Source organism: Dyadobacter tibetensis Y620-1 (assembly GCF_000566685.1).
GTDB lineage: Bacteria > Bacteroidota > Bacteroidia > Cytophagales > Spirosomataceae > Dyadobacter > Dyadobacter tibetensis.
In genome coordinates this window covers 464,052-486,445 of record NZ_AZQN01000002.1, presented here as the reverse complement: position 1 = coordinate 486,445, position 22,394 = coordinate 464,052, and the positions used below count along the sequence as shown (strand labels likewise).

Below are 22,394 nucleotides of genomic sequence, written 5' to 3'. Positions count from 1 at the left end.
CCGCAGTTTTAACACAGCGAGGGACAGGAATATTGGAAGGGTATGAAGATATAAAAATTCTCCCGTCGCCTATCTATACAAAGAGAATTTGGGCAGGCGGGAGAAAATTTGAGGCTTTACCTATTTCGGAGGCATGGCAGGCCGAACTTCAATTTTGCTTGGAAGTGTGCGTGCCGGCATTTTTATCAGATCAGCTACGATTTGTCCAATATCTTCTGGTTGGATCTTCCAGGCATCCTTGTCGGAGGGCTGATGGTGATTGAATTCGGTGGCAACAGACCCAGGCATAATGGTGGACACTTTGATTCCTGCATTTCGCACATCCATCATCATGGCCTGAGAAAAACCAACTACGCCAAATTTGCTGGCATTATAGGCCGTGCCGCTAGGGAAGAAGTTGGTGCCAGCAAGACTGGAAATGGTAATAAAATAGCCTTGACTTTCCGTCAGCGCGGTCAAAGATGCCTTAGCGCTGAAGAAAACACCGGTAAGGTTAATATCAATCGTTTCTTTCCATTGCTCGGCTGTCAGATCCTGAATTGGTGCAAAATGACCTACTCCGGCATTGGCTATGAGATAATCGAGTCTTCCCCATTGTTGGATTACCTGTTCAACAGCTTTTTCCTGAGAAGAAAGATCGCGCACGTCCGATTCTATTCCAAGGGCAAAACCGGGGTATAGGGCATTTAATTTAGCAGCTGCGTCATCTGCAGAGGCCTGAGTACGACTGGTAATAGCAACCTTGATACCATCTTTGATAAGGGCCTCAGCTACCCCAAAACCTATTCCTTTTGACCCCCCGGTGATGAGGGCTGTTTTTATTATTTCAGACATATTGTAGTTTGTTAATTGATTAAGAACGCATGTTACAACAGGTTTAACAGAAATAATGTCCGGATGGTTTGCTAGTACAGGCTCATTTTTAATGTTCAGCTACACAACTTGCTTTTTGTACTATGTGCTGAAAACTCTATTTTTGCCAAACCAGTCGCTAAGTTCTACTATAGACCTGGCCACAGGGTACTGTCGATAGCACAAATGATAACTTTAACATAAGGAATGAAATTAGTTGAAAAAAAAGTAGCCCTTGTAACTGGAGCCTCAAGAGGTATCGGTCGTTCTATAGCCATGCGCCTCGCTCAGGAAGGTGCTGACGTCGCGTTTACTTACCTTTCCAGCATAGAAAAGGGAGAAGCTTTGGTAAAAGAGCTGGAGCAATTTGGCGTGAAAGCCAAGGGCTATCGTTCTGACGCTTCTGATTTTCAGGCAGCAGAACAATTGGTAACAGACGTTCTGGCTGATTTTGGCAAATTAGACATTTTGATTAATAATGCAGGAGTTACCCGGGATGGACTGCTTATGCGGATGACTGAAGAGCAGTGGGACACCGTTATGACCATCAATCTCAAATCAGTATTTAATCTCACCAAAGCATCCATCAAAAGCATGATGCGTGCGCGTAGCGGATCAATCATTAACATAACTTCGGTAGTAGGTATTAGCGGCAATGCGGGACAGGCTAACTATTCTGCTTCCAAAGCCGGGATCATCGGCTTTACCAAATCCGTTGCCCTGGAATTAGGTTCCCGTAATATACGCTCCAATGCGGTAGCTCCAGGTTTCATAGAAACAGAAATGACTGACGCTATTGATGCCAAGGCAGTGGAAGAATGGAAACAGTCGATTCCAATGAAAAGAGGTGGGCAGCCAGAAGATGTAGCGGATGCCTGTATCTTCCTTGCTTCCGATCTTTCCCGCTACATTACCGGCCAGGTGCTACAGGTTGATGGCGGAATGCTTACCTAGGGATTGAGGCTATTTCCGTTATAAGAACCAGAAGTTCGATAAAAGTAAGTATTTTGGGAAACGCAAGTTAAGGCCTTAACTTGCGTTTCTTATATAGTTTTCATCCAAAATCAGCGTCCTGCAATAGGGTACATATGGTACGTTCTGAACTTCTTTTTCAAACTCCTTACTGGTTTATAGCTTTTTGTTTTCTGGCTGGGGCTGCCTATGCATTTTTACTTTATAAAACCTCCAGTCCCTGGGGGCCCTCCGCTAACTGGGGCTTGGCAGTGGCTCGAGCTTTGGTAGTGGGACTTATCGTTTTTTTATTACTCAATCCGCTGGTCCGCAGTGTAAGCAACCAAGTTCAAAAGGCACAACTGGTCTTGGCCATTGACAATTCTGCATCTTTGGGTTCATTTGCCAAAAATGTGAGAGATGCAGGCCATTCTTTGACCCGAAAACTGCAAGAGGAAGGATTTGATTTGCGATGGGAAGATCTGGAAGGGAATATCCCCCAGGAAGACAGCATTCAGTTTGATGCACCAAAAACCGACCTTTCCGCCATGCTGAGAAGGTTGAAGAAAGGCTATGAAGGAGAACACCTCACCGATGTTATACTGATTTCCGATGGTATTATTAATCAGGGAAGTTCACCTGCCTATGAGCAGTACCCATTTCGGGTCCACACCTTAGCGGTGGGAGATACCACTCCGGTTACCGATTTATGGGTTCAGGATGTGGTTCATAATAAAGTTGCCTTTTTGGGTAATAAATTTCCGATTCGGGCTGAGGTGGCTGCCAAAGGCCTTGCAGGGAAGTCAGTAACTGTTTTTCTGAAACAAGCCGGAAAGGTGATAGGCAAGGAAAATATACGGATTGATCGGGATGTATTTTTCAAAGAGATCAATTTTCTATTATCCTCCGAGCAGAAAGGCATGCAGCGATATACCATTTCCCTTTCCGAACTACCGGATGAACATACTTTGACTAACAACTCCAGAAATGTTTTTATTGATATAATTGACGGAAGGCAGCAGATATTGCTTTTAGCGGCCACTCCGCATCCCGACATTAAGGCCATAAAAGGGATGTTAGAAACCGACGACAATTATGAAGTTACAACCCAGATACTGAGTGTAACAGGGGGGACACCCAAACCGGGAAAGCCCTATGACTTAGTGATCTTACACCAAATTCCCCATGCCAATAATTTGGGATCGGAATATTTAAGAGAATTGCTACAACAAAATGTACCTATACTTTATATTATCGGCAATCAATCGAACATATCGGCATTCAATTCAGTAAATAAGGCAGTACAGATTAATCAAGCCGGTCCACAGAAAGACCTGGTTCGGGGTATTTTCAATCCTTCATTTTCACAATTGAATCTTAATAGCACCGATTTCGACATTTTGCCGCAGTTGCCTCCATTATCGGTGCCCTTTGGTGAATATACGATCAGAAATGGTGCAGAGGTGGTACTTCATCAAAAGGTAGGCAGTCTGCCCACCAGCAAGCCGCTATTAGTGGTTCATCAAGCCGACCAAAGCCGCAGTGCAGTGTTAATGGGAGAGGGCCTATGGGCTTGGCGTCAGGAAGAGTTTGCCCTGACCAGAAAGCATGTTCTAGTGGATCAGTTATTTCAAAAATTAACACAACTGATGTCTATTAAGGAAGATAAACGCAAATTCCGTGTTTATAATAATAAGCCCAGCTACGATGCTGGAGAAGTTGTTACGTTCCGAACTGAGATTTATAATAACGTGTATGAACATATTTATGGTCAGGAGATAAAACTTGAACTTACGGATGATCAATCGAAAAGCCAGGAATATCAGTACACCCATACCCCAGAGTCAGAGGGCTTTCAAATCAGCAGCTTGGCGGCAGGAGCTTATCGTTATAAGGCAACGTCCACATTAAACGGGGAGTCTGTGAGTGCTACGGGAGCCTTCGTCGTTCAGTCAAATGATCTGGAAATGGTATCTACCCGGGCAGACTTTGCCATGCTCCAGGAATTAGCCAAGCAAAGTGGTGGAATATTCGTAGCTGAAGACGCGATAGATGCTCTGGTAGAAAAACTCGTTCAGAATCGACCGGTGGACAGGATTGAGTCTACGGAAACCTTGCAGGAGCTCATTCGTTTTCGGTGGCTATTCTTTTTGCTGATTACCTTATTGGCCTTAGAATGGGCGCTAAGGAAATATTTAGGGGGATATTAGTGACCCTACAATTAAAATAATAACTCTTTCTGTAATGATCGGAAAGATGACTTTAATATGGAATATCTTAAGCGAGTTGGAATTGTGGTGATGCTCGTCATCTGTTGTTATGGAAGGGCGGGTGCGCAGACCATTCCTGTGCAGCAGGATAGTAGCGAGCATGAACCGCCAAACTATCGTCGACTTCGAGCAATATTTGCAGGCCAGTCCGTATTATATGCCGCAACGCTATTAGGTCTTAGCAAAGCCTGGTACAAAAATGACCTTAGCCAGTTTAGAATAAAAGACGACAGCCGCGAATGGTTGCAAATGGACAAAATGGGGCATATGTATACTTCTTATCAGATTGCCCGCCACACGGCTGCCATCTACAAAACCTCGGGAATTTCAAAACGACAGATGTTGGTCTATGGAGCAATTTCTGGAATTATTTTTCAGACACCCATAGAGATACTAGATGGCTTTTCTTCGGACTATGGGTTTTCACCCGGAGATATGGCGGCCAACGTAGCGGGCTCTGCGTTGTATTTAGGTCAAATGGCTTTATGGGACGAAGTTCGGATTCATCCGAAGTTTTCATCCCATTTTACTGAATATGCCCAGGTTCGCCCCAACCTGTTAGGGCAAACCCCAGCGGAGCGCTTATTAAAGGATTATAATGGGCAAACATATTGGTTTTCAGGTAGTCCTTCTTCCTTCATCCAGCATTCTGGATGGCCCCCATGGCTTTGTCTTTCTGTGGGCTATGGTGTTAGCGGAATGGTTTCGGCAGAAACCTGGAGAAGCCGGGAAATGGGTTATAACCCTACCCGAACCCTATATTTTTCGTTGGATGTAGATTTAACCAAAATAAAAACCCGAAGTAAATTTCTCAAAGGACTAGCCTTTATCACCAACTCTATTAAGGTTCCGGCACCGGCCCTGGGCTTTGATAAGCATGGTGTTCGTTTCAAACCATTTTACTTCTAAAGGCACCAACCTTGGCTCAAACTTGTTTTCACAGTTAGAAGGACTCCTAGGTGCCTGCCAAACAACTCATTTAAAATTTAAAATTTATAATAGCCATATGAATATCGGAGATAGAGTAAGACTCGTCCATGGAAAAGAAGAAGGCATCATTTTTGCGTTTTTGCCGGGCAATATAGTCGAAATAGAAATTGAAGATGGCTTTAGAATTCCTGTTCTTCAGAAGGAAATTGTAACCATTGCTGCCGAAGAAAAACAGAGAATGGCAAAGACATCACAGGGCATACAGCCAAGAAAGGAGACCGAACATGTATTTAAACCCTCGGCTCCATTTGCAGCAAAAGGAATATATTTGGCCTTTGTAGCGGTAAATGATAGGGCATTGACGGTGCATATTATTAATAACTCAGACTGGACAGTGCCGTTTACGGCCAGCACCCATGATGGTAGCCTTCACAAGGGTATAGGAGCGGGAGCACTTCCAGCCCGCAGTAGCCAAAAGCTTACAGAGGTACAATTGAAGGATTTCGAATCCTGGCCCGTTTTCGATTTTCAATTATTATTTTTCCGGGAAGGGAATTATGAACTCCCTTTGCCCATTCATAAAAAGATGAAATGCAGAGCGCAATCATTTTATAATAGCAAACAGAAAGCCCCTGTAATTCAAAAGGATGCCTACGTTTTCCAACTGGATTTAGAAAATCTAAAACAACCAGAAACTGTGGTTGAAGTAGGTTTGTCCGATCGTCTGAGAGAACGAATGATGGATGGTGCAGCAATAGAATCAGAGAAGTCGCCGCTAGAGCAACCGGATGATATCGTTGATTTACATATTGAAAAACTGAATACTGCCTCTGAGAATCTAAAGAAGGAGCAGATCCTTGCCATGCAGTTAAAAGCCTTTGACACTTATCTAGAACGGGCTATAGCAGGTGGAATGGAACATATTACCTTCATTCATGGAGTGGGCAGCGGCGCTCTCCGGGATGAGCTGCACCGGCGGTTAAGTAAGAATAAGGATATACAGTATTTTAAGGATGCCCAAAAGGAAAAATTCGGTTACGGTGCTACCCTGGTTTATCTTAAATAAGCAAAGAGGGTGGCGGTCTGAAGTGGTCGCTGCCCTCTCTGGACTGATCTTTTTGTTGAATGCCTGCGAGTCCAAATATAGTTCGCCAGCTCCCCCTATGGAAAAATATCTGTATAGTGACGATCAGGTGATGAATGAGAAACATTTATCCTATGTCAACCTACCTGTAGAAATACCGGTACAGGAAATAGAAAACCAGTTAAATGCCCAATTAAAAGGACTTATTTACGAAGATAATAGCTACGAGGACGATCAGCAGGACAATCTGAAAGCTAAAATATGGAAATTGAGTCCCATCAGGATGGTGGCTATAGATTCCAGTTTTTTATTTGAAGTTCCTTTAAAGATCTGGGCGAGTGCAGGCTATAAATTTAGTCCTCTGGGTATAACTGTTTCGGGATATCGAGATACAGAATTTTCTATTCGAATGCGATTTATTTCCCGACTTTCGGTCGGATCCAGCTGGGATGTCCGGAGCAGTACTGTTCTGGAAGGTTACGACTGGATTACGGAGCCCAATGTGCAGATTGCTGGATTTAAAGTGCCCATTAAAAGTATGATAAGTCGAATCCTCAATAAAAACGCCGACAAGATCTGTGAAAATATTGATCGGCAGGTAGGGGAGGGAATTGAACTTAAGAAATATGCACGTCAAGCCTGGGATATGGCTCAGAAACCAGTTCTAGTCTCCAAAGACTACCATACCTGGCTCTCAATCCTTCCTTCTTCCGTGCTCATGACCCCGCTCATGGCCGATAATGGGATACTGCGCTCCACTATCGGATTTAAGGGGTTTACACAGACGGTGACAAGCCAGGAGGCACCTCAGAGTCTTCCTGCCAAACAGCTCCCTCCTCTGGAGGTAGTCAGTAAAGTTCCTGAACAGTTTAAGGTTGCCCTGATCAGCCGGATTACCTATGAGGAAGCTGGAAGACTGGCCAGTGAGCAATTCGTGGGGCAGACTTTTTCATTTCTGGGAGGTCAGTACAAGGTGACCGTTAATGGCCTCACCCTATACGGCCAGGACAATAAAATGGTGATAAAAGCGACGTTAAAAGGGGGAATAAACGGTAATGTTTTCCTCAAAGGAATTCCACACTTCGACCCCAAAATGCGGCAACTTTCCTTCAGAGACCTGGATTATGATCTGCAGACAAGGAATAGTTTGGTAAAAACTGCCGATTGGCTTTTGAAGGGACAATTCGCAAAAATGATAGAGAAAAAGATGATATTTTCAGTAGGCGATCAAATATACGAGACACAGAAGAGTATGCAGAAAGCATTGGATGAGATACAGGTTGTGGATGGGGTTCGTATTTCGGGAAAAATAGAGGAAATTAATCCAGATCGGGTTTATCTTACCCCGGAGCATATCTGTGCTGTAGTGTTTGCCAACGGCCGGGTGGGCCTAAGGGTTAAGGGGTTGAAGAATTTTTGAATAATTCTCAGCTACTGTATCCAAATAAGTCACCAGTAATTTTTTGGTTTTTATGAGATATTTCACATAGATCAAAGGAAAGTATTTCTTAGCTTTGCAGCTGAGCAAAAAGTTTAAGCTGTTCTATCGCCGCGGTTTTACATCGGGGAGGAAAGTCCGGACAGCGCAGGGTGCCGTACTTCCTAACGGGAAGGCAACCCCTTGGAAACGGGAGGTTGACAGCCAGTGCCACAGAGAATATACCGCCTGGCATATTTTTTTATGGCAGGTAAGGGTGAAAAGGTGGGGTAAGAGCCCACCGCGTGATAGGTGACTATCATGGCAGGGTAAACCTTACGGGCTGAAAGATCAAATAGGTGCTGGTCAGTGGGGCTACTCGTCTCCGTCATCGAAAGATGGCATCAGCATGGGTAGATCGTTAGAGGCTGTGGGTGACTACAGTCCTGGATAAATGATAGAAATTTCGTAAAAACTTGTTTTTGCGATTTACAGAATCCGGCTTATAGGCTTATACTTTTTGTTTGTATTTTAAATTAATAGTGAATAATTGAATCACATAACTGGTGTTTCCCATGAAGAAAAAGAATCTTTACATTGCTATCGCTTGTTTGTCCCTATTAAGTTTAGACTCAATTGCCCAAAACAGAACATACGACGGACCGAATAAAATGAATACCTGGTCCATCACGGGCTACGGGGGTATTACCAAGTTCTTCGGTGATCTGAAAGAATATGATTTCAAACTCGGCCAGGACGAAAAGCTTACGGGAGGATGGGGACTATCAATTAACAAGCAGTTATCACCGATTTTCGGGGTACAGCTTACCGGCTTTAACGGCCAACTTCAAGGGTCCAAAATGGGGCATAAAAGTTCTATCACAGGTGACACCTACAATGCCAACTTCAATAGCCCTTCCTTTATTCAATTGACTTTGGACGGAACCATGAACCTTAACCGGTTACTCCTGGGCCATAATAAGATGCGCCATTGGAAAATTGATGCACATTTGGGAGGGGGTATTATGTACTATCACACCGACTTAAATTATACCAATGTAAACACCGGCGTATCCGGTTCACTTTCGTCGAATACAGAGGGTAGTTCTAAAACTGCCGGGACCTGGGATCGTAACGGATCAACTTATACCCGCGAATGGGTGGTGCCTGCTGGTCTTGCCGTTCATTACGAATTGTCTCCTCGCTTCGATTTAGGTGTAGATTTTACATATAGCTATGTAAACACAGAAAAGCTGGATCTGACCGTTGGTGGTTTGTCCGACTATCAGTCACAGGCCGGAATCTGGACGTTTGCTAAAGGAGACTCAAAAAATGATGGCTGGGGGATGGCTTCCATTGCTCTGACCTATAAATTGGGAAAAAATCCGGTGAAGTCTAAAAATGGTGTTTATGATGCGGGCAGTGGTCGTTACCACCTACGCTGGGCCGACCCCAAGTCGCTTATCCCCGTTCCATACAACCCGACGATGAACGATGCTGACTCTATTGCAAAGGTTAATATGCCTAAGCCAGTTGATCCACGTCTTTATACCGACTCTGATGGTGACGGTGTAGCCGACTTGTTCGACAAAGAAGCTAATACGCCCATGGGAAGTATTGTATCTGGTGGGGGAGTGGCCTTGGATATCGACAAAATTATCCGGGATGCTATCAAAAACAATCTTCCGAAAGATGAATGTGAAGCATTATTCTCTAATGTGGAATTTGATACCGATAAAGCCATAATCCGTAACGCCTCTAAAGAAACATTGAGCAAGGTTGTAGAACTATTGAATATGCGTGTCAACTGCCGTATTGTTTTGGTAGGGCATACCGATGCACGTGCTAGCGATAGCTATAACGTAGCCTTGTCTCGTCGCCGTGTCGATGCAGCAAAGCGCTTCCTGATCAGAGCGGGTCTTCAGGATCCGAGCCGAATCATTGCGGAATACTATGGAGAGCTAAGACCAATTGCTGAGAACACTACAGTAGAAGGACTTCAGTCTAACCGTCGTGTGGAAATTAAAATTCTTCCGATGAATAGCATCCGCTCTACTTATCCTGCTGGGTTTCAGAAGTAATTATTAGAAATAAAAGTAAAAAGAGCGCGCTGATTCATTTCAGCGCGCACTTTTATTTTTATGGTTAGGATGAAAATACTTAGCTCCTATACCCATTTTTTTCTGAAAAAATAAAGAAGCATCCCTGCGGTCGTCATGCCCATAAGGCCCCAGGTATAGAAATATCCGTTTCTCCAATGCAACTCGGGCATATTATCGAAATTCATGCCGTAAACACCTACAATAAAGGTTAACGGCATAAATATTGCCGAGAATACGGTTAAGGTCTTCATGACAGAATTCATACGGTTGCTCACCGTTGATAAATGTACATCAGCCAGGCTTGCTAATAGATCACGATAGGCGTCGATGGTCTCCACCACTTGCATCACATGGTCGTGCAGGTCCCGAAAATAGGGTACACTCTCCCGATCAATTAGCCGGTTTTCTTCCCGGATTAGTTGGGTAATCATTTCGCGAAGGGGCCACACCATACGGCGGGTAGTGGTAAGTTCACTGCGCAGCAAGTACAAATCCTTTAAACTGAGGTCTCCAGACCCACTCAGCACCGCTTCCTCCAGATCGTCCAGACTCTTTCCAAGGGCTTCTATGGCAAAGAAATAATGATCAACAATGATATCCATTAAGGCAAACATCAGGTAATCAGCCCCATTTTTACGGGTTTTACCGATGGAAGCCCTTAGACGCTCTAGCACAGGGCTAAATACATCGCCGGTCAATTCTTCTTGGAACGAGATGAGAATATGATCGGATAAAACAAAATTGATATGTTCGAAATAAAGACTCAATGGAGCGGATTGCTCCACATGTATCATTTTGAGAGTTAGAAAAATGTATTTATTCTCATAAATTTCCAGCTTAGGTTTATGCTCAGTATTGACAATGTCCTCCAAGATAAGCGGATGTAAATTGTAAATTTTTCCAAGCTTTTCAATTAAACTGGGGTCGTGAATTCCATTTACATCCAGCCAGGAAACCATGGTCGGATCCAGAGTAGATGGGTAACAGTCCTGGATAGACAGTGGGTTCTGGCTGGAGAAATGAGTTCCATTAAATGAGATTTTCCGGATTTCTGTCTTCAAAGGAACAGAAGGCCCTACGTAGGTAATTGTCCCTGGAGATGTCAGAAGGTTTTCGTTAACAAAATTATGCTTTTTGCGTCCTCCTTTCTTGGAAAGGGCTTTTTTGGTTGCAGGGTGCTTCTGTGTCAAGAGTATCTTATTTAAGGTGATAAACGAGCAGTGGTAAATGCGTGTCTATAATTAACTTTTTGGTCAGTCCCGGGTTGATTAGGTATTCTTCAAGAAATCCTCTCTCACGAGATGACACTACAATCAAATCAGCCTCCACCTCATCGCAGTAATCTTCGATGCCATCCAAAACATGTTTGGCGTCCCGGGTAACGAAAAGATCAGCAGGTAGGCCGAATGTAGTCCTTATATCAGCCAGAAACTGGCTATCGGGTTGAATATCCATTTGGCTCTTGCTGTTGACTTTCAGGAATTGTATGTTAGCGCCCATGGTTCGGGCAAAGGATAGCACTTGCGCTAAATTGCTGTTCTCGTCGTATTCTAGTTGTGTGGCATAAACAATTTCCCTGAATGAGGTAGGGGAGCTTTGTGGGGGAATAACCAGTACCGGACAGGGGGTATGCAAGGCGATTGAAGTCGCAGAGGTACCAATTAATTTATCCAAAAAGCCCCCTTCTCCTGTTCGCCCCACAACTACCAGGTCGGGGTGATGAGTGGCCACCACTTGTTCTACAGCCGTCTTCACCGATCCAAACTCCCAGAGCGAATGTACCGTATAACCCTCATGGATCAGGTCTGCTTCTACCTGTTCGAGCTTTCTCTTAAACTCTTCCTCCAGCTCGGCTGTGAGGGCCAGGGCGTCTGGAGATCCCACGGCTGTGATGATTCCCCCATCTGCTGCACCTATATTGGCATAATAAGGTTTATAGGCGTGCATGACCAGTAATTCAGAATTGTACTTGCTGGCGATGACCTTCGCAGCTTCCAAGGCCTTATATGCATTTTCCGAAAAGTCTATGGGAATTAATATCTTTTTCATGAGTCCTAACGATTTTGAGGTTATTACATTTTTTTCTACTAAGAATTATATTATACAATAATAATCAATAATGGTGCCAACCTGAAATGACGGTGGTCAGCTAACAAACGACTTTTATAATCATAATTATTTAGTAATATTGCTTTATTGTTAGAACAACCATTAGTCTTAAAAACTATTTCATATGGTTAATTCCATTTTTCCTTTGTGTTTGTTCTATAAAAAATGGTATTAGTAGTATGAATATAACAATTATCCCATAATCCAAGTAAAATATTTGGAATTAGGCCTATTTTGCTACTCATCATTGTGCACGCTTTCAGTCTAATTTACCTAAGTTTACCGTATTAAACGCTTTATCTAATCTGAACCTTTAAGTATGAAGAGTAAAATTACCCTGATTAATATCGTATTATGCTTTATTGCGGCTGTAGCGTCTCTGTTGAATGCCTACGACCTGGTAGCCATTCCCGAATCTATTCTAATTGGATTAAGATGGTCGGCTCTAACTGGTTTGATCATCTACGCTATATTGAAAAGAAATCTTACCACTTCGATATTAATTTCGATGTTGGTAGGTACCGAAATTGGGTATGATTTTCCAGAAGTGGGAGTTCAGGTGCATTTCTTGCGCCAGATTTTCCTGCAGATGATCAAGACCGTTATTGCTCCTTTACTTTTTGCTACTCTGGTAGCGGGTATAGCCGGTCATTCCGATCTGAAACAGGTAGGTCGAATGGGCTGGAAGTCTCTTCTTTATTTTGAAGTAGTTACAACCTTCGCTTTATTAATAGGGTTGTTCTTTGCCAATTGGTTTAAACCAGGAGAGGGAATCATTCCTCCTGAGGCATTGAATGTCGCCCTTCCTTCTGTACAAAGTCAGGGTTGGCAGGAGGTAATCTTACATTCTTTCCCCGAGAATATTGCCAAATCCATTTATAATGGAGAAGTGCTACAGATTGTGGTATTTAGTGTTCTATTCGGCGTTAGCCTAGCCTTGCTGCCGGCCGAGAAGAAGCAAAAATTTGTCAATGGGGTGGAGCTTCTTGCAGAAGTCATGTTTAAGTTTACAAAAATTATCATGCTCTTCGCTCCAATTGGAGTAGGTGCCGCCATAGCCGAAACAGTGGGCCATATGGGGATTGACGTACTAAAAAACCTGGCTCTGTTACTTGCTACTTTATATGTCGCTCTGATCGCCTTTGTTTTGTTGGTTTTTGTACCCATCATGCTCTTCGCACGAATCCCTATTATTAAGTTCGTAAAAACTATTTTCGAACCCGTGTCAATTGCCTTTGCAACGACAAGTTCGGAGTCGGCTCTTCCGAAGGCTATGGAGAAAATGGAGAAATTCGGGGTCCCACGTCAAATCGTTTCTTTCGTTATGCCCACCGGTTATAGTTTCAACCTCGATGGGTCGACCCTCTACCTGGCCTTGGCTACCGTGTTTGTTGCTCAAGCCACAGGAACTGAGATGACTCTGGGGCAACAATTATCCATGGTATTGCTATTGATGCTTACCAGTAAAGGTGTTGCAGGTATTCCTAGAGCAACCCTGGTTATTCTCTTGGGTGCCATTGCCAACTTTGGCATGCCCGAGTGGCCCGTGTTGCTGATTATGGGCATTGACGAACTGATGGACATGGCCCGTACTTCTGTCAATGTTGTAGGGAACTGCTTAGCCACGGCTGTAGTGGCGCGCTGGGAAGGGGAACTTGATGATGAAAAAATGCATAACTCCGACTTAATTCTGGAAACCGAAATAGTAAATTAGTATTTCTTATGCTCACAATTTATGCTATTCCCAATTGTAATACAGTGAAAAAGGCCAGACAATGGTTAGATGCGAAAGGGATTGAATATATTTTTCACGATTATAAAAAGAAGGGTATTTCAGAGGAAATTATAGCTCAATGGATGGATCAGCTGCCCTGGCAAGATCTCATTAATAAGGCGGGTACCACCTGGAAACGACTTTCCGATGAAGAGAAAACGGAAGTTCTGGGGCCCCAGCAGGCCACCAGTCTGATGATAGCGAAAACCTCTGTAATCAAAAGGCCATTGATTCAGGATGAAGAAGGGAAAATTGTTGCGTTAGGGTTTTCTGAAGAAAACTATCAGCGTATTTTTGATAGATAATATTTATTACCAAAGAGGAGGGGAGGTCGTCCTGATTAACCATCCTCTTTGGTAAATCTCTGCAAGCATGTGTTACTATTTTGGCAACCTGCCCTTCTGCATCTCCAGCGCTTTCTGTTTATTTTGAAGGTCTGTAATCGATAGCTCAATCTCTGATCTATTTCTTTCTAAGCTTTGACGAAGTTCGGAGAGTTTCTTCTCCATTCTTTCAATATCTTTTGCTAGATCTTCTCCTTCTCTTATAAGCTTTTTATGTGTCTTTTCGGAATCAGAAAAGGCATCATCGGCAAGTTGTACTTCATTTTTTGCTGCAGCCCGGCTGGCAAATTCCTTCAGTATGGATTCTGCCGTAGTATAGGTATTTCCCGAATAGCTTTCAATGAACCTGCCATCTACCGCAAAGGTCATAAAAAGCTGTGACTGACCTTTGGAGGGAGAAGATATTTCGCTTAAAATCAAAACAGGGTTCGCTGATAGTTGTGGAACCGATGCGCGTTCTATCCTGACCACTCCTCTTTTCTCCTTGACTTTACCGTACTGTCCTAAATAAACCTCCCAGTATTTAATTAATTGCTTTTCCGGAATATTTTGATTCAGAAACAAACCGAAATAATCGGTCTTGTCAATATTTTTCTTTCCAGGATAGATAGTTTGGGCGCTCAACTGGGTAATTACCAGATGCAGGACCAGGCTGGTAAGTAATGTTACAGTGTGTTTCATGCCTGATGAAAGTTAAGTGATTTTGGAGTGGCTTTACCCTTAGGCAATCTTTTCTGTTATGATAACGACTTTCTTTTCATTCTCCAGAGTCGTAGCGAACAGATAGGTTTTTCCACCTTCCTTAAGACGTAATTTTTTCCGAAGGTCATCAACAGAGCCAGGGAAATTACGTATCGTCAGATTAGCCTTGTCAGTCTTTATTATATTTTTCACTTCCTTCGCATCCGGTTTGCACACGGCCAGGATACGGAAAGTTCGGCCAGGGAAATTCTCTACTAGGCGATCAGATGTATATAGATGACTCGAGGTTGCAATTTTATTGATGTGGAAATTAGCTCCGATCCATTTGTAGCAACCCGCCTTCATGACGGCCGCATGCGGTTCGTACAGGAATGTTTGAGGGGCGGAAAATTCCGATATGGTGTTCTTTTCATCATCCATACTGAAGTCCAATGCTGCATATACCTTTCCCGAAGGAAGTAATAGCCGCACTTTTCTGAGATAATTGAAAGTTGGGGCCTGGCTGAACCGGACGAAGAGTAACTCCTTACATTCCGATCCGAGGCCGATAATATGCACTTCATGTATGCCTCCTAGTGCCTCTACCGCACCTGCAATGTCCAGCACAGGGGAGGTCTTAATAAGCAGCTGATGCGCAGAATTTTTGAGCTTGGACCCTAAGGCTACTACATCGGGACTACAGTCAGAGAGCAATACTACCTTTTCCTTTTGGGTACCCCTTCGGGCTGGGTCCGCATAGAGCCAGTCTACCTGTTCGGGATGAAGGTCGAGGTAGCTTTGGAAATCGCCATGGTACACGCTTATTTGGGAGGATCCTAGGAGTTTAAAGTTGAGATGAGCCACACTACTCACCTCCGGATTAATTTCACAATAAGTGGACCGGTCAAATTTTTTGCTCATATAATAATGGTCGATGCCTGTACCACCTGTAATATCCAGCAGCGATTCTCCTTCCATTAGAGAGGCTTTATAAAGTGCCGTTGCTTCCGATGAGGCTTGTTCAATGGATAGTGGAGGAGGAAATACCAATTGGGTATGGGCAAACCATTCAGGAAGTTTTTTTTTGGCCTTTTGCCTGGACAGTATTTGTTGGCATAGCTTGGGCATATCTAGCTCCGGGAATCGCTTGGCCTGGAGCATAAGCGTATGAATGTCGGCCTTTAAATGGGCTTGAATAAAATCGATTTCCTTAGCGCTTAGCGGCTGTACTGATAGCGGTTGATCTGTGTTCATTCTGTAGTACCCCGAAATGATTTGAGAGGTGTTTTAAGTGCCATATCAGGCATATTTTTGGGCATACATGCCCGTTTACGCTGCAATATACGATCCCATCGGTAGTAAGGCTAAATGATTTTTTAATTCAGTAGGACTAACCGATTGAAAATTATAATTTCACCTCGAAATTCCTTTACCATTAAAAGATAATCTATAATTTATTATGAGAATTAGAACCTTTGAAGAATATCAGGACACCTATAATCAGAGTGTCGAAGACCCCGAAGGTTTTTGGGCAGAGATCGCCCAGCAATTTACTTGGAGAAAGCCATGGAAAAAAGTATTGAACTGGGATTTTACCCAGGGTACTACGAAATGGTTTGAGGGCGGAGAGCTGAATATCACCGAAAATGCACTAGACCGGCACCTAGGCGATAAGGGCGATCAACCTGCCCTGATATGGGAGCCAAACGATCCGGACGATCAGGCGGTGAATATTACTTATAAAGTGCTGCACGATCGGGTCTGCCGCTTTGCTAATGTCCTGAAAAAACATGGAGTCAAAAAAGGAGATCGGGTTTGTATATATCTTCCCATGGTACCCGAGTTGGCCGTTGCGGTATTGGCTTGTGCCCGTATAGGAGCAATACATTCGGTAGTATTTGGAGGCTTTTCGGCGCGCTCTATTGCTGATCGTATCAACGATGCCCAGTGCGTCATGGTAATTACTTCAGATGGTGCTTTCAGGGGTCCTAAGGTCATACCGATGAAAGATACCGTCGATGACGCCCTTGAGCAATGCGACAGCGTAAAGAAGGTGATCGTTATGGCGCGGACACGAACACCAGTTTCTATGTTCAAAGGCCGCGACCTTTGGTGGGAAGAAGAGGTGAAACATGTCGATTCCAACTGCCCTGCCGAGCCCATGAATGCCGAAGATCCTCTGTTTATTCTTTATACCTCTGGGAGTACGGGTAAGCCAAAAGGAGTGGTTCATACCTGTGGGGGTTATATGATCTACGCGACATATACCTTTACGAATGTGTTTCAATATGATCCTGGAGAAATTCATTTTTGTACTGCAGATATTGGCTGGATAACCGGACATAGTTATATTGTATATGGCCCACTGTGTGCGGGAGCCACCTCGGTGATATTCGAAGGAGTACCTACCTTCCCAGATGCGAGTCGGTTTTGGAAAATTGTAGAGCGGCATAAGGTCAATATCCTCTATACGGCTCCTACGGCAATCAGATCGCTTATGGGATATGGCCTGCATTTTGTGAAAGACCATGATCTCACCTCCCTGAAAAAACTAGGCTCAGTGGGTGAGCCTATAAATCAGGAAGCCTGGCATTGGTTCAAATTGAATATTGGCCGCAATATATGCCCATTAGTCGATACTTGGTGGCAGACTGAAACAGGTGGTATTATGATTTCACCATTGGCTGGAATCACCCCTGAGAAACCTTCTTTTGCCACCTTACCTTTACCTGGCGTTCAGCCGGTGTTGGTTGATGAAAAGGGAGATGAACTGGAAGGGAATAATGTCTCTGGTAACCTGTGCATTAAGTTTCCCTGGCCTGGGATTATTCGCACGATCTATGGGGATGCGGAGCGTAACAAGCAAACCTATTTCTCTACCTACCCCGGTATGTATTTTACAGGAGATGGCTGTCTGAGAGATGAGGATGGGTTCTATCGTATTACAGGGCGTGTAGATGATGTGCTTAATGTATCGGGTCATAGGATTGGTACGGCCGAAGTCGAAAATGCTATTAATATGCATTTGGGTGTGGTTGAATCGGCCATCGTCGGCTATCCACACGATATAAAGGGGCAGGGAATATATGCCTTTATCATTACTGACCAGAAACCGGAAGATCCGGAAATGTTCCGCAAAGGCATCGCGGCAACGGTTTCAAGGGTAATTGGTCCCATTGCTAAGCCCGATAAAATTCAATTTGTTAGCGGACTCCCGAAGACACGTTCCGGTAAAATTATGCGAAGAATTCTACGTAAGATTTCAGAGGGAGACTTCGATAGTTTAGGGGATACCAGTACACTTCTGGATCCGGCTATTGTAGAGGAAATTAAGGAGGGAGCATTATAGTTTTCTTAAAAATACAAAAAACGGCGAACCCAACATGGCTCGCCGTTTTTTGTATCAACCAAAGTCTATTTGCTTTTTTCGAGTTTATCCACTGAGCATCCGCATCCTTTGGAACAGCCTCCTCCATCTTTCAAACCTAGGCTTTTATAGAGTTTTTGACCTATAAAGCCTACTGCCATTAAGAAGAGCAAGAAAACTACAATCGTTTGTATGTCCATAATTCCTTAACGAACTAGTGGCTCCAATTGTTCCTTAATGCCAACTGGAAAGCGTGCTGATAATGGTGTTCACTATGCCAGGCATATTGAGCGATCACTTCGTCGAGTCGGAAGGTCTTGCCCGACTGCGGGTGTGTATAGGTTCGTGCCATATCGGCTTCATTCATAGAGTTCAGTAACAGCACCCAGCGAAGATGAATGTATCTGAGGAGTTGCGTAGATAGATCGACGGGTGCCGATTGCGCATCGGGCAATTCGGCCCATAATTCTTCCTGGTAGGGCTTTATGGTCGGATTGTCTTCGGTAAGGGCCAATCGAAATCTTATATATGCATTCATATGGCTATCAGCGACATGATGAACCAACTGCCGAACGGTCCATCCCCCGGGTCGGTAAGGTGTATTCAGCTTTTCAGCATCCCAGTCTCCAAGCAAATTGATGAATTTGGAAGGTAATGCGCTGATAATTTGAATGTTAGTCCTATTCTGTTCGTCAGTATAGGGGTGCTGAGCCACAAAGGGGCCAATAGGGAATTGCAGGTTATTGATATCCATCATTACTTTTTTTTAGAATGCTAATTCTCTGGTACTGTATTTTCATTTTTTGTACTTCTGAAGAGAATTCAGAAATGCTCCCGGATGGTCTCCAGTAACTCGCGGTGTGAGCCACAACCTGCAATGATGTCCCCACCAAAGAGATAGTTATCTCCGCCCGAAAAATCAGTTACCGTGCCTCCGGCTTCCTTAATCAGCAGGACCCCGGCTGCCATGTCCCAGGAGTTAAGATTATATTCATAAAATCCCTCGAACCGACCTGCTGCTACATATGCCAGGTCCACGGCTGCTGCGCCCATTCGCCGGATGCCATGCGTTTTTTGCATGAGAAGCTCAAGAATATACATATAGCGTTTCTGCTTCTCAAATTTATAGTAAGGGAAGCCAGTGGCGATCAGACTTTCTTGCAGTAAAGTAACCGACGAAACACCCATACGACGGTCGTTGCAGTAAGAGCCACCTCCCTTCCATCCCCAAAAGACTTCGTCCAAGCTAGGTTCGTGAATCACACCTAGCAATAGATCCTTTCCCCGAGCCAATCCCACACTGACGCAATATATGGGTATACCATGTATGAAATTGGTGGTGCCATCCAGGGGGTCGATTATCCAATTTAAGGCTTCCGGATTCGGCTCCATTCCCGACATGCCTTCTTCGGTAATGAAGCTTGCCTCCGGCAGAAGTTCTCTTAATTCTTTTATCAGGATCTTCTCCGCCTCCTTGTCTACGTAGGAAACCAGATTATTAAGGTCCTTGTATTCAATTTTTTCAGTGCTAAAAAGGGCAGCCTCCTGTTGGATAAAGGTTGAGGCAAGTTTTACAATGTCAATGGTTTGCTTTGTGAGTTGTTCTAGATTCATCATCAGGATTCCTTTTTGACAGGGATTTGAGAAAGTGAATTATTAAGATAATATACCCTCGCAATCAACATGACCAGGATGGGTATCAACACCAGATTATGTTTCTCTAATATACTGGTAGCACAAAGTAGGAGAAATCCATAAAAAACCAAAAAATATTGAAACCAGACTGGTCTACTATTTTTTGAGATCATAAAAATAATAGGAATCCAAAATGGGAATGCCCAGAGAATATCGAAATTAAAAGTAGTTACTCCATGGTTAGTCCCGAACCATAACAGGAGTATGAACCAGCCCATAAGCCCACAGATGGTAAACAGGATTTTGTCTAATAAGATATTGATTCGGTTGGTTTTAAGTTGCCAAACCGTATATGCTACGACCAGCAGAGCTAATGCCCAAAAGAAGTTCCTGGGCGTAAACACTTCTTCGTACGCTACTGCTGTTGCCTCGAATAGAATGCGTTCCGTCTGTACCAATGGTACGTTGCTGGAGTCTGTTTTGATAGAAGCAGCGTTGAATGCTTCACTAAGATTATCTGGCAAGAAGGTGGCCTGAATGGCCGTAGCTTCTTCGTCGGATGGAGCTCCTATGGCCAAATCCATACCAAAATCGGCCCAAGGGTTTTGAACATAAGCATATTGGTCTATCCATTCTCTGAAGCTCCGTTTTTCCCCCGGATATCCCGGGTAGTTTAAGCTGTCTCCACAAGCGGCCTGAACAGCCAGACCTAGCCGGGTAGCACAGTTATCGTAGAAAAATTTATACTGATATTCCCTGTTTTCCGGAAGATAATTGGTTTCCAGATATTGGTATAATTTCTCCTTTTGCTGAGCCGATAGATTCAGGATTTGTTGCTTTATAGACCTATTTTCTGCTTGCCAGTATGCCGCTTGAGGGGCTAAGGGAGCTACAGATATGGTATAGGGCAGGGTTCCTCTGAGAAATTTGATATAAAAGTTCCCCGTTTCAAAGCTAAAGGTACCGTAACTATAGGCCTTGTCCATGCCAGTAAGCGGATCACTAAACCATAGAACGCTATGACCAAAACCAGAGTAAAGTTCGGTTCCAGGGCCTACAGTCACCAGACTCACCTGAGTTTCCGGTGACAGGCTTTGGGAATATACCGTTCCCCTGGCTGCCCAGGAGAGCACAGTTAATATTAGTGAAAAATTGATGATCCTAAAGAAATTTTTTGAGTACATAGGAGGTAATAATGGATGGTATAATAATATTGGGCTGCAATAATCAGTCCGATTGCTTTTTTATATTTGGTTTGCCACCAAGTACGATGACAATCTCTCCTTTAACGGTTTTGGCCTCAAAATGGGCCGTTACTTCCGCTAAAGTACCCCGAACATTTTCTTCATAAAGCTTGGTAAGCTCTCTGGAAACTGAAACAGGGCGATCTGGGCCAAATGCTTCAGAAAATTGTTGCAAAGCTTTCACAAGCCGGTGAGGAGACTCGTAAAATATCATCGTGCGCTCTTCGTCCAGGAGATTTTGAATTCGTGTCTGCCGACCTTTTTTATGGGGTAAAAAACCTTCAAAAACGAAACGATCGCTTGGAAGGCCCGAGTTCACTAGGGCGGGTACAAAGGCCGTAGGTCCGGGCAAGCATTCTACTTCAATGCCTGCCTGTATACAGGCGCGAACGAGTAAAAAACCTGGGTCGGAAACCGCAGGGGTCCCCGCATCCGAGACTAGGGCTAGGGTTTCTCCTTTTTTGATCCGCTCTATCACCCTGGCCACAGACTGATGTTCGTTGTGAATATGGTAACTCTGCATGGGTTTGGAAATTCCCAGATGCTTCAGTAAATGACCAGAGGTCCGGGTGTCCTCAGCAAGCACCACGTCAGCGGTTTTTAAAATATTAATGGCCCGTAGCGTAATGTCTTCCAGGTTTCCTATGGGAGTGGGTACTATATATAGCTTCATTATGGCAATTTACAAAACGGTCGACTGTGCTGCCGTTTTAGGATTTATAAGGGTAATGACTTGCGGCTTTATCGATTGCTGCGGCTAGAGTATGGTCTTTTTCTGTGACCTTATTGCCGGCATCGTGGGTGCTTAGGGCAAATTTTACTTCATTATACATATTCGCCCACCAGGGGTGATGATCCATTTGGTCGGCTATCAGGGCTACATCCTGCATGAATGCAAATGCCTCTTTAAAGTCTTTAAAGATATAGGTTTTGATGAGTTGATCGTCCTGTTCTTTCCACATGATCTCTGTCGTTTGAGGTTGATCCCGATTTGTAATTAATTTAACTTAGAGACAAAACTAAATACGCTCAGGAATGGTTGTACGAAGATACAAGGATTCTTATTGATTATTATCTATAATAATTTAGGTACCTGAATAGACTACTTCTATCTTTGCTGTTTTTTGAGCTATTTCGGTTTTAGAGATTAGCTCAGGTTCTTGTTTTGGTATATTATCAGTAAATAAACGATATGAAAATTGAAATGGTACGCGTCGATGACGCATTTCACTTTGAAGGAACGGGTTCATCGTCCATTAAAGTGCATACCGACGGCTCCCCAGAAATAGGAGGTCAGAACGCTGGGGTTCGACCTATGGAACTCTTGCTTATGGGGCTGGCCAGTTGTAGCGCTATCGATGTGGTATTAATTCTTAAAAAGCAACGCCAGGAAATTACAGATTTTCGTATTGTGGCCGATGGAGATAGGACCGAAGAAGAGGGCACTAAAAGGAGCCCTTTCCGCACTATTCATTTAACTTTTAGACTAAAAGGAGTGGATTTGGATGAAAGCAAAATCAATCGGGCTATCAATTTGTCCATGGAAAAATATTGCTCGGCCACGGCTCAGCTTGAAGCCTTGGCTACCATTACCCACAGTGTGGAAATCATAGATTAAGGAACAGGAATATTTA

At 43.8% G+C, this 22,394-nt stretch carries 21 protein-coding genes and 1 other RNA gene; 11 read left to right on the top strand and 11 right to left on the bottom strand.

Annotated elements, in window-relative coordinates:
• Positions 1-120: 120 nt before the first annotated feature.
• Complete coding sequence (locus tag X939_RS0105705; RefSeq protein ID WP_025762304.1) at positions 121-834, bottom strand: SDR family oxidoreductase; 714 nt, start codon at positions 832-834, stop codon at positions 121-123.
• Positions 835-1,059: 225 nt separating this feature from the next.
• Here X939_RS0105705 and fabG point away from each other — a divergent pair, with 225 nt between their 5' ends.
• From fabG to X939_RS0105675, 7 genes are all read left to right on the top strand, one after another.
• A complete protein-coding gene (gene fabG, locus X939_RS0105700) occupies positions 1,060-1,806 on the top strand; it encodes a 3-oxoacyl-[acyl-carrier-protein] reductase (RefSeq protein WP_025762303.1) in 747 nt (248 codons plus the stop codon).
• Between the two features lie 134 nt (positions 1,807-1,940).
• Positions 1,941-4,013 carry a hypothetical protein gene (locus X939_RS0105695; protein ID WP_025762302.1) on the top strand — a complete coding sequence of 691 codons (2,073 nt, stop codon included), beginning with the start codon at positions 1,941-1,943 and terminating at the stop codon, positions 4,011-4,013.
• 57 nt (positions 4,014-4,070) lie between these two features.
• Entirely contained in the window at positions 4,071-4,982 is a 912-nt protein-coding gene (locus X939_RS0105690; RefSeq protein ID WP_025762301.1) for a DUF2279 domain-containing protein, read from the top strand.
• Positions 4,983-5,079: 97 nt separating this feature from the next.
• Complete coding sequence (locus tag X939_RS0105685) at positions 5,080-6,069, top strand: Smr/MutS family protein (RefSeq protein ID WP_025762300.1); 990 nt, start codon at positions 5,080-5,082, stop codon at positions 6,067-6,069.
• Positions 6,017-7,507 (top strand): DUF4403 family protein, encoded by a 1,491-nt coding sequence (locus tag X939_RS0105680; RefSeq protein WP_229236002.1) that lies wholly within the window; start codon positions 6,017-6,019, stop codon positions 7,505-7,507. Before X939_RS0105685 ends, X939_RS0105680 begins: the two co-directional genes overlap by 53 nt.
• 110 nt (positions 7,508-7,617) lie before the next feature.
• Positions 7,618-8,026: RNase P RNA component class A (rnpB, locus tag X939_RS22920), an RNA gene on the top strand.
• A gap of 53 nt (positions 8,027-8,079) precedes the next feature.
• Positions 8,080-9,585: an OmpA family protein gene (locus X939_RS0105675; protein ID WP_025762298.1), complete on the top strand. Its 1,506-nt coding sequence runs from the start codon at positions 8,080-8,082 to the stop codon at positions 9,583-9,585.
• Positions 9,586-9,671: 86 nt separating this feature from the next.
• On the opposite strand, the gene corA is transcribed toward X939_RS0105675, so the two are convergent.
• Together corA and X939_RS0105665 are read right to left on the bottom strand one after the other, a co-directional pair.
• Positions 9,672-10,796: a magnesium/cobalt transporter CorA gene (gene corA / locus X939_RS0105670; protein ID WP_025762297.1), complete on the bottom strand. Its 1,125-nt coding sequence runs from the start codon at positions 10,794-10,796 to the stop codon at positions 9,672-9,674.
• 7 nt (positions 10,797-10,803) lie between these two features.
• Positions 10,804-11,655, bottom strand: coding sequence for a universal stress protein (locus X939_RS0105665; RefSeq protein WP_025762296.1), 852 nt, complete (start codon positions 11,653-11,655; stop codon positions 10,804-10,806).
• A gap of 379 nt (positions 11,656-12,034) precedes the next feature.
• On the opposite strand from X939_RS0105665, the gene X939_RS0105660 reads away from it, so the two are divergent.
• Entirely contained in the window at positions 12,035-13,429 is a 1,395-nt protein-coding gene (locus X939_RS0105660) for a dicarboxylate/amino acid:cation symporter (RefSeq protein ID WP_025762295.1), read from the top strand.
• 8 nt (positions 13,430-13,437) lie between these two features.
• A complete protein-coding gene (locus tag X939_RS0105655) occupies positions 13,438-13,794 on the top strand; it encodes an ArsC family reductase (protein ID WP_025762294.1) in 357 nt (118 codons plus the stop codon).
• A gap of 75 nt (positions 13,795-13,869) precedes the next feature.
• Here the strand turns inward: X939_RS0105655 and X939_RS0105650 are convergent, their stop codons facing one another.
• The gene (locus X939_RS0105650) at positions 13,870-14,514 is read right to left on the bottom strand and encodes a hypothetical protein (RefSeq protein ID WP_025762293.1); all 645 of its coding nucleotides are present in this window, start codon (positions 14,512-14,514) and stop codon (positions 13,870-13,872) included.
• Between the two features lie 39 nt (positions 14,515-14,553).
• Entirely contained in the window at positions 14,554-15,768 is a 1,215-nt protein-coding gene (locus X939_RS0105645; protein WP_025762292.1) for a class I SAM-dependent methyltransferase, read from the bottom strand.
• A 205-nt stretch (positions 15,769-15,973) separates the two neighbouring features.
• On the opposite strand from X939_RS0105645, the gene acs reads away from it, so the two are divergent.
• A complete protein-coding gene (gene acs / locus X939_RS0105640) occupies positions 15,974-17,863 on the top strand; it encodes an acetate--CoA ligase (protein ID WP_025762291.1) in 1,890 nt (629 codons plus the stop codon).
• Positions 17,864-17,928: 65 nt separating this feature from the next.
• Here the strand turns inward: acs and X939_RS23275 are convergent, their stop codons facing one another.
• The 6 genes from X939_RS23275 to X939_RS0105610 form a co-directional block, all read right to left on the bottom strand.
• Positions 17,929-18,081 (bottom strand): FeoB-associated Cys-rich membrane protein, encoded by a 153-nt coding sequence (locus X939_RS23275; protein WP_131694655.1) that lies wholly within the window; start codon positions 18,079-18,081, stop codon positions 17,929-17,931.
• Positions 18,082-18,095: 14 nt separating this feature from the next.
• The gene (locus tag X939_RS0105630) at positions 18,096-18,638 is read right to left on the bottom strand and encodes a YfiT family bacillithiol transferase (protein ID WP_044198516.1); all 543 of its coding nucleotides are present in this window, start codon (positions 18,636-18,638) and stop codon (positions 18,096-18,098) included.
• A 65-nt stretch (positions 18,639-18,703) separates the two neighbouring features.
• Positions 18,704-19,495, bottom strand: a complete 792-nt coding sequence (locus tag X939_RS0105625; RefSeq protein WP_025762289.1) for an inositol monophosphatase family protein — start codon at positions 19,493-19,495, stop codon at positions 18,704-18,706.
• Between the two features lie 2 nt (positions 19,496-19,497).
• Positions 19,498-20,649, bottom strand: coding sequence for a lipoprotein N-acyltransferase Lnb domain-containing protein (locus X939_RS0105620; protein WP_229236001.1), 1,152 nt, complete (start codon positions 20,647-20,649; stop codon positions 19,498-19,500).
• Positions 20,650-20,743: 94 nt separating this feature from the next.
• Positions 20,744-21,433 carry a 16S rRNA (cytidine(1402)-2'-O)-methyltransferase gene (gene rsmI / locus X939_RS0105615; protein ID WP_025762287.1) on the bottom strand — a complete coding sequence of 230 codons (690 nt, stop codon included), beginning with the start codon at positions 21,431-21,433 and terminating at the stop codon, positions 20,744-20,746.
• A gap of 37 nt (positions 21,434-21,470) precedes the next feature.
• The gene (locus tag X939_RS0105610; protein ID WP_025762286.1) at positions 21,471-21,722 is read right to left on the bottom strand and encodes a 4a-hydroxytetrahydrobiopterin dehydratase; all 252 of its coding nucleotides are present in this window, start codon (positions 21,720-21,722) and stop codon (positions 21,471-21,473) included.
• 230 nt (positions 21,723-21,952) lie between these two features.
• On the opposite strand from X939_RS0105610, the gene X939_RS0105605 reads away from it, so the two are divergent.
• Complete coding sequence (locus X939_RS0105605) at positions 21,953-22,378, top strand: OsmC family protein (protein ID WP_025762285.1); 426 nt, start codon at positions 21,953-21,955, stop codon at positions 22,376-22,378.
• Positions 22,379-22,394: the final 16 nt, after the last annotated feature.

What these genes read in the sequence shown, in the direction of transcription:
- X939_RS0105685 (WP_025762300.1), top strand. Translation starts at nt 5,080, where the DNA reads ATGAATATCGGAGATAGAGTAAGACTCGTCCATGGAAAAGAAGAAGGC.
- acs (WP_025762291.1), top strand. Translation starts at nt 15,974, where the DNA reads ATGAGAATTAGAACCTTTGAAGAATATCAGGACACCTATAATCAGAGT.
- rsmI (WP_025762287.1), bottom strand. Translation starts at nt 21,433, where the DNA reads ATGAAGCTATATATAGTACCCACTCCCATAGGAAACCTGGAAGACATT.
- fabG (WP_025762303.1), top strand. Translation starts at nt 1,060, where the DNA reads ATGAAATTAGTTGAAAAAAAAGTAGCCCTTGTAACTGGAGCCTCAAGA.
- X939_RS23275 (WP_131694655.1), bottom strand. Translation starts at nt 18,081, where the DNA reads ATGGACATACAAACGATTGTAGTTTTCTTGCTCTTCTTAATGGCAGTA.
- X939_RS0105610 (WP_025762286.1), bottom strand. Translation starts at nt 21,722, where the DNA reads ATGTGGAAAGAACAGGACGATCAACTCATCAAAACCTATATCTTTAAA.
- X939_RS0105650 (WP_025762293.1), bottom strand. Translation starts at nt 14,514, where the DNA reads ATGAAACACACTGTAACATTACTTACCAGCCTGGTCCTGCATCTGGTA.
- X939_RS0105645 (WP_025762292.1), bottom strand. Translation starts at nt 15,768, where the DNA reads ATGAACACAGATCAACCGCTATCAGTACAGCCGCTAAGCGCTAAGGAA.
- X939_RS0105680 (WP_229236002.1), top strand. Translation starts at nt 6,017, where the DNA reads ATGCCCAAAAGGAAAAATTCGGTTACGGTGCTACCCTGGTTTATCTTA.
- X939_RS0105705 (WP_025762304.1), bottom strand. Translation starts at nt 834, where the DNA reads ATGTCTGAAATAATAAAAACAGCCCTCATCACCGGGGGGTCAAAAGGA.
- X939_RS0105655 (WP_025762294.1), top strand. Translation starts at nt 13,438, where the DNA reads ATGCTCACAATTTATGCTATTCCCAATTGTAATACAGTGAAAAAGGCC.
- X939_RS0105630 (WP_044198516.1), bottom strand. Translation starts at nt 18,638, where the DNA reads ATGATGGATATCAATAACCTGCAATTCCCTATTGGCCCCTTTGTGGCT.
- X939_RS0105605 (WP_025762285.1), top strand. Translation starts at nt 21,953, where the DNA reads ATGAAAATTGAAATGGTACGCGTCGATGACGCATTTCACTTTGAAGGA.
- X939_RS0105675 (WP_025762298.1), top strand. Translation starts at nt 8,080, where the DNA reads ATGAAGAAAAAGAATCTTTACATTGCTATCGCTTGTTTGTCCCTATTA.
- X939_RS0105660 (WP_025762295.1), top strand. Translation starts at nt 12,035, where the DNA reads ATGAAGAGTAAAATTACCCTGATTAATATCGTATTATGCTTTATTGCG.
- X939_RS0105690 (WP_025762301.1), top strand. Translation starts at nt 4,071, where the DNA reads ATGGAATATCTTAAGCGAGTTGGAATTGTGGTGATGCTCGTCATCTGT.
- X939_RS0105665 (WP_025762296.1), bottom strand. Translation starts at nt 11,655, where the DNA reads ATGAAAAAGATATTAATTCCCATAGACTTTTCGGAAAATGCATATAAG.
- X939_RS0105695 (WP_025762302.1), top strand. Translation starts at nt 1,941, where the DNA reads ATGGTACGTTCTGAACTTCTTTTTCAAACTCCTTACTGGTTTATAGCT.
- X939_RS0105625 (WP_025762289.1), bottom strand. Translation starts at nt 19,495, where the DNA reads ATGAATCTAGAACAACTCACAAAGCAAACCATTGACATTGTAAAACTT.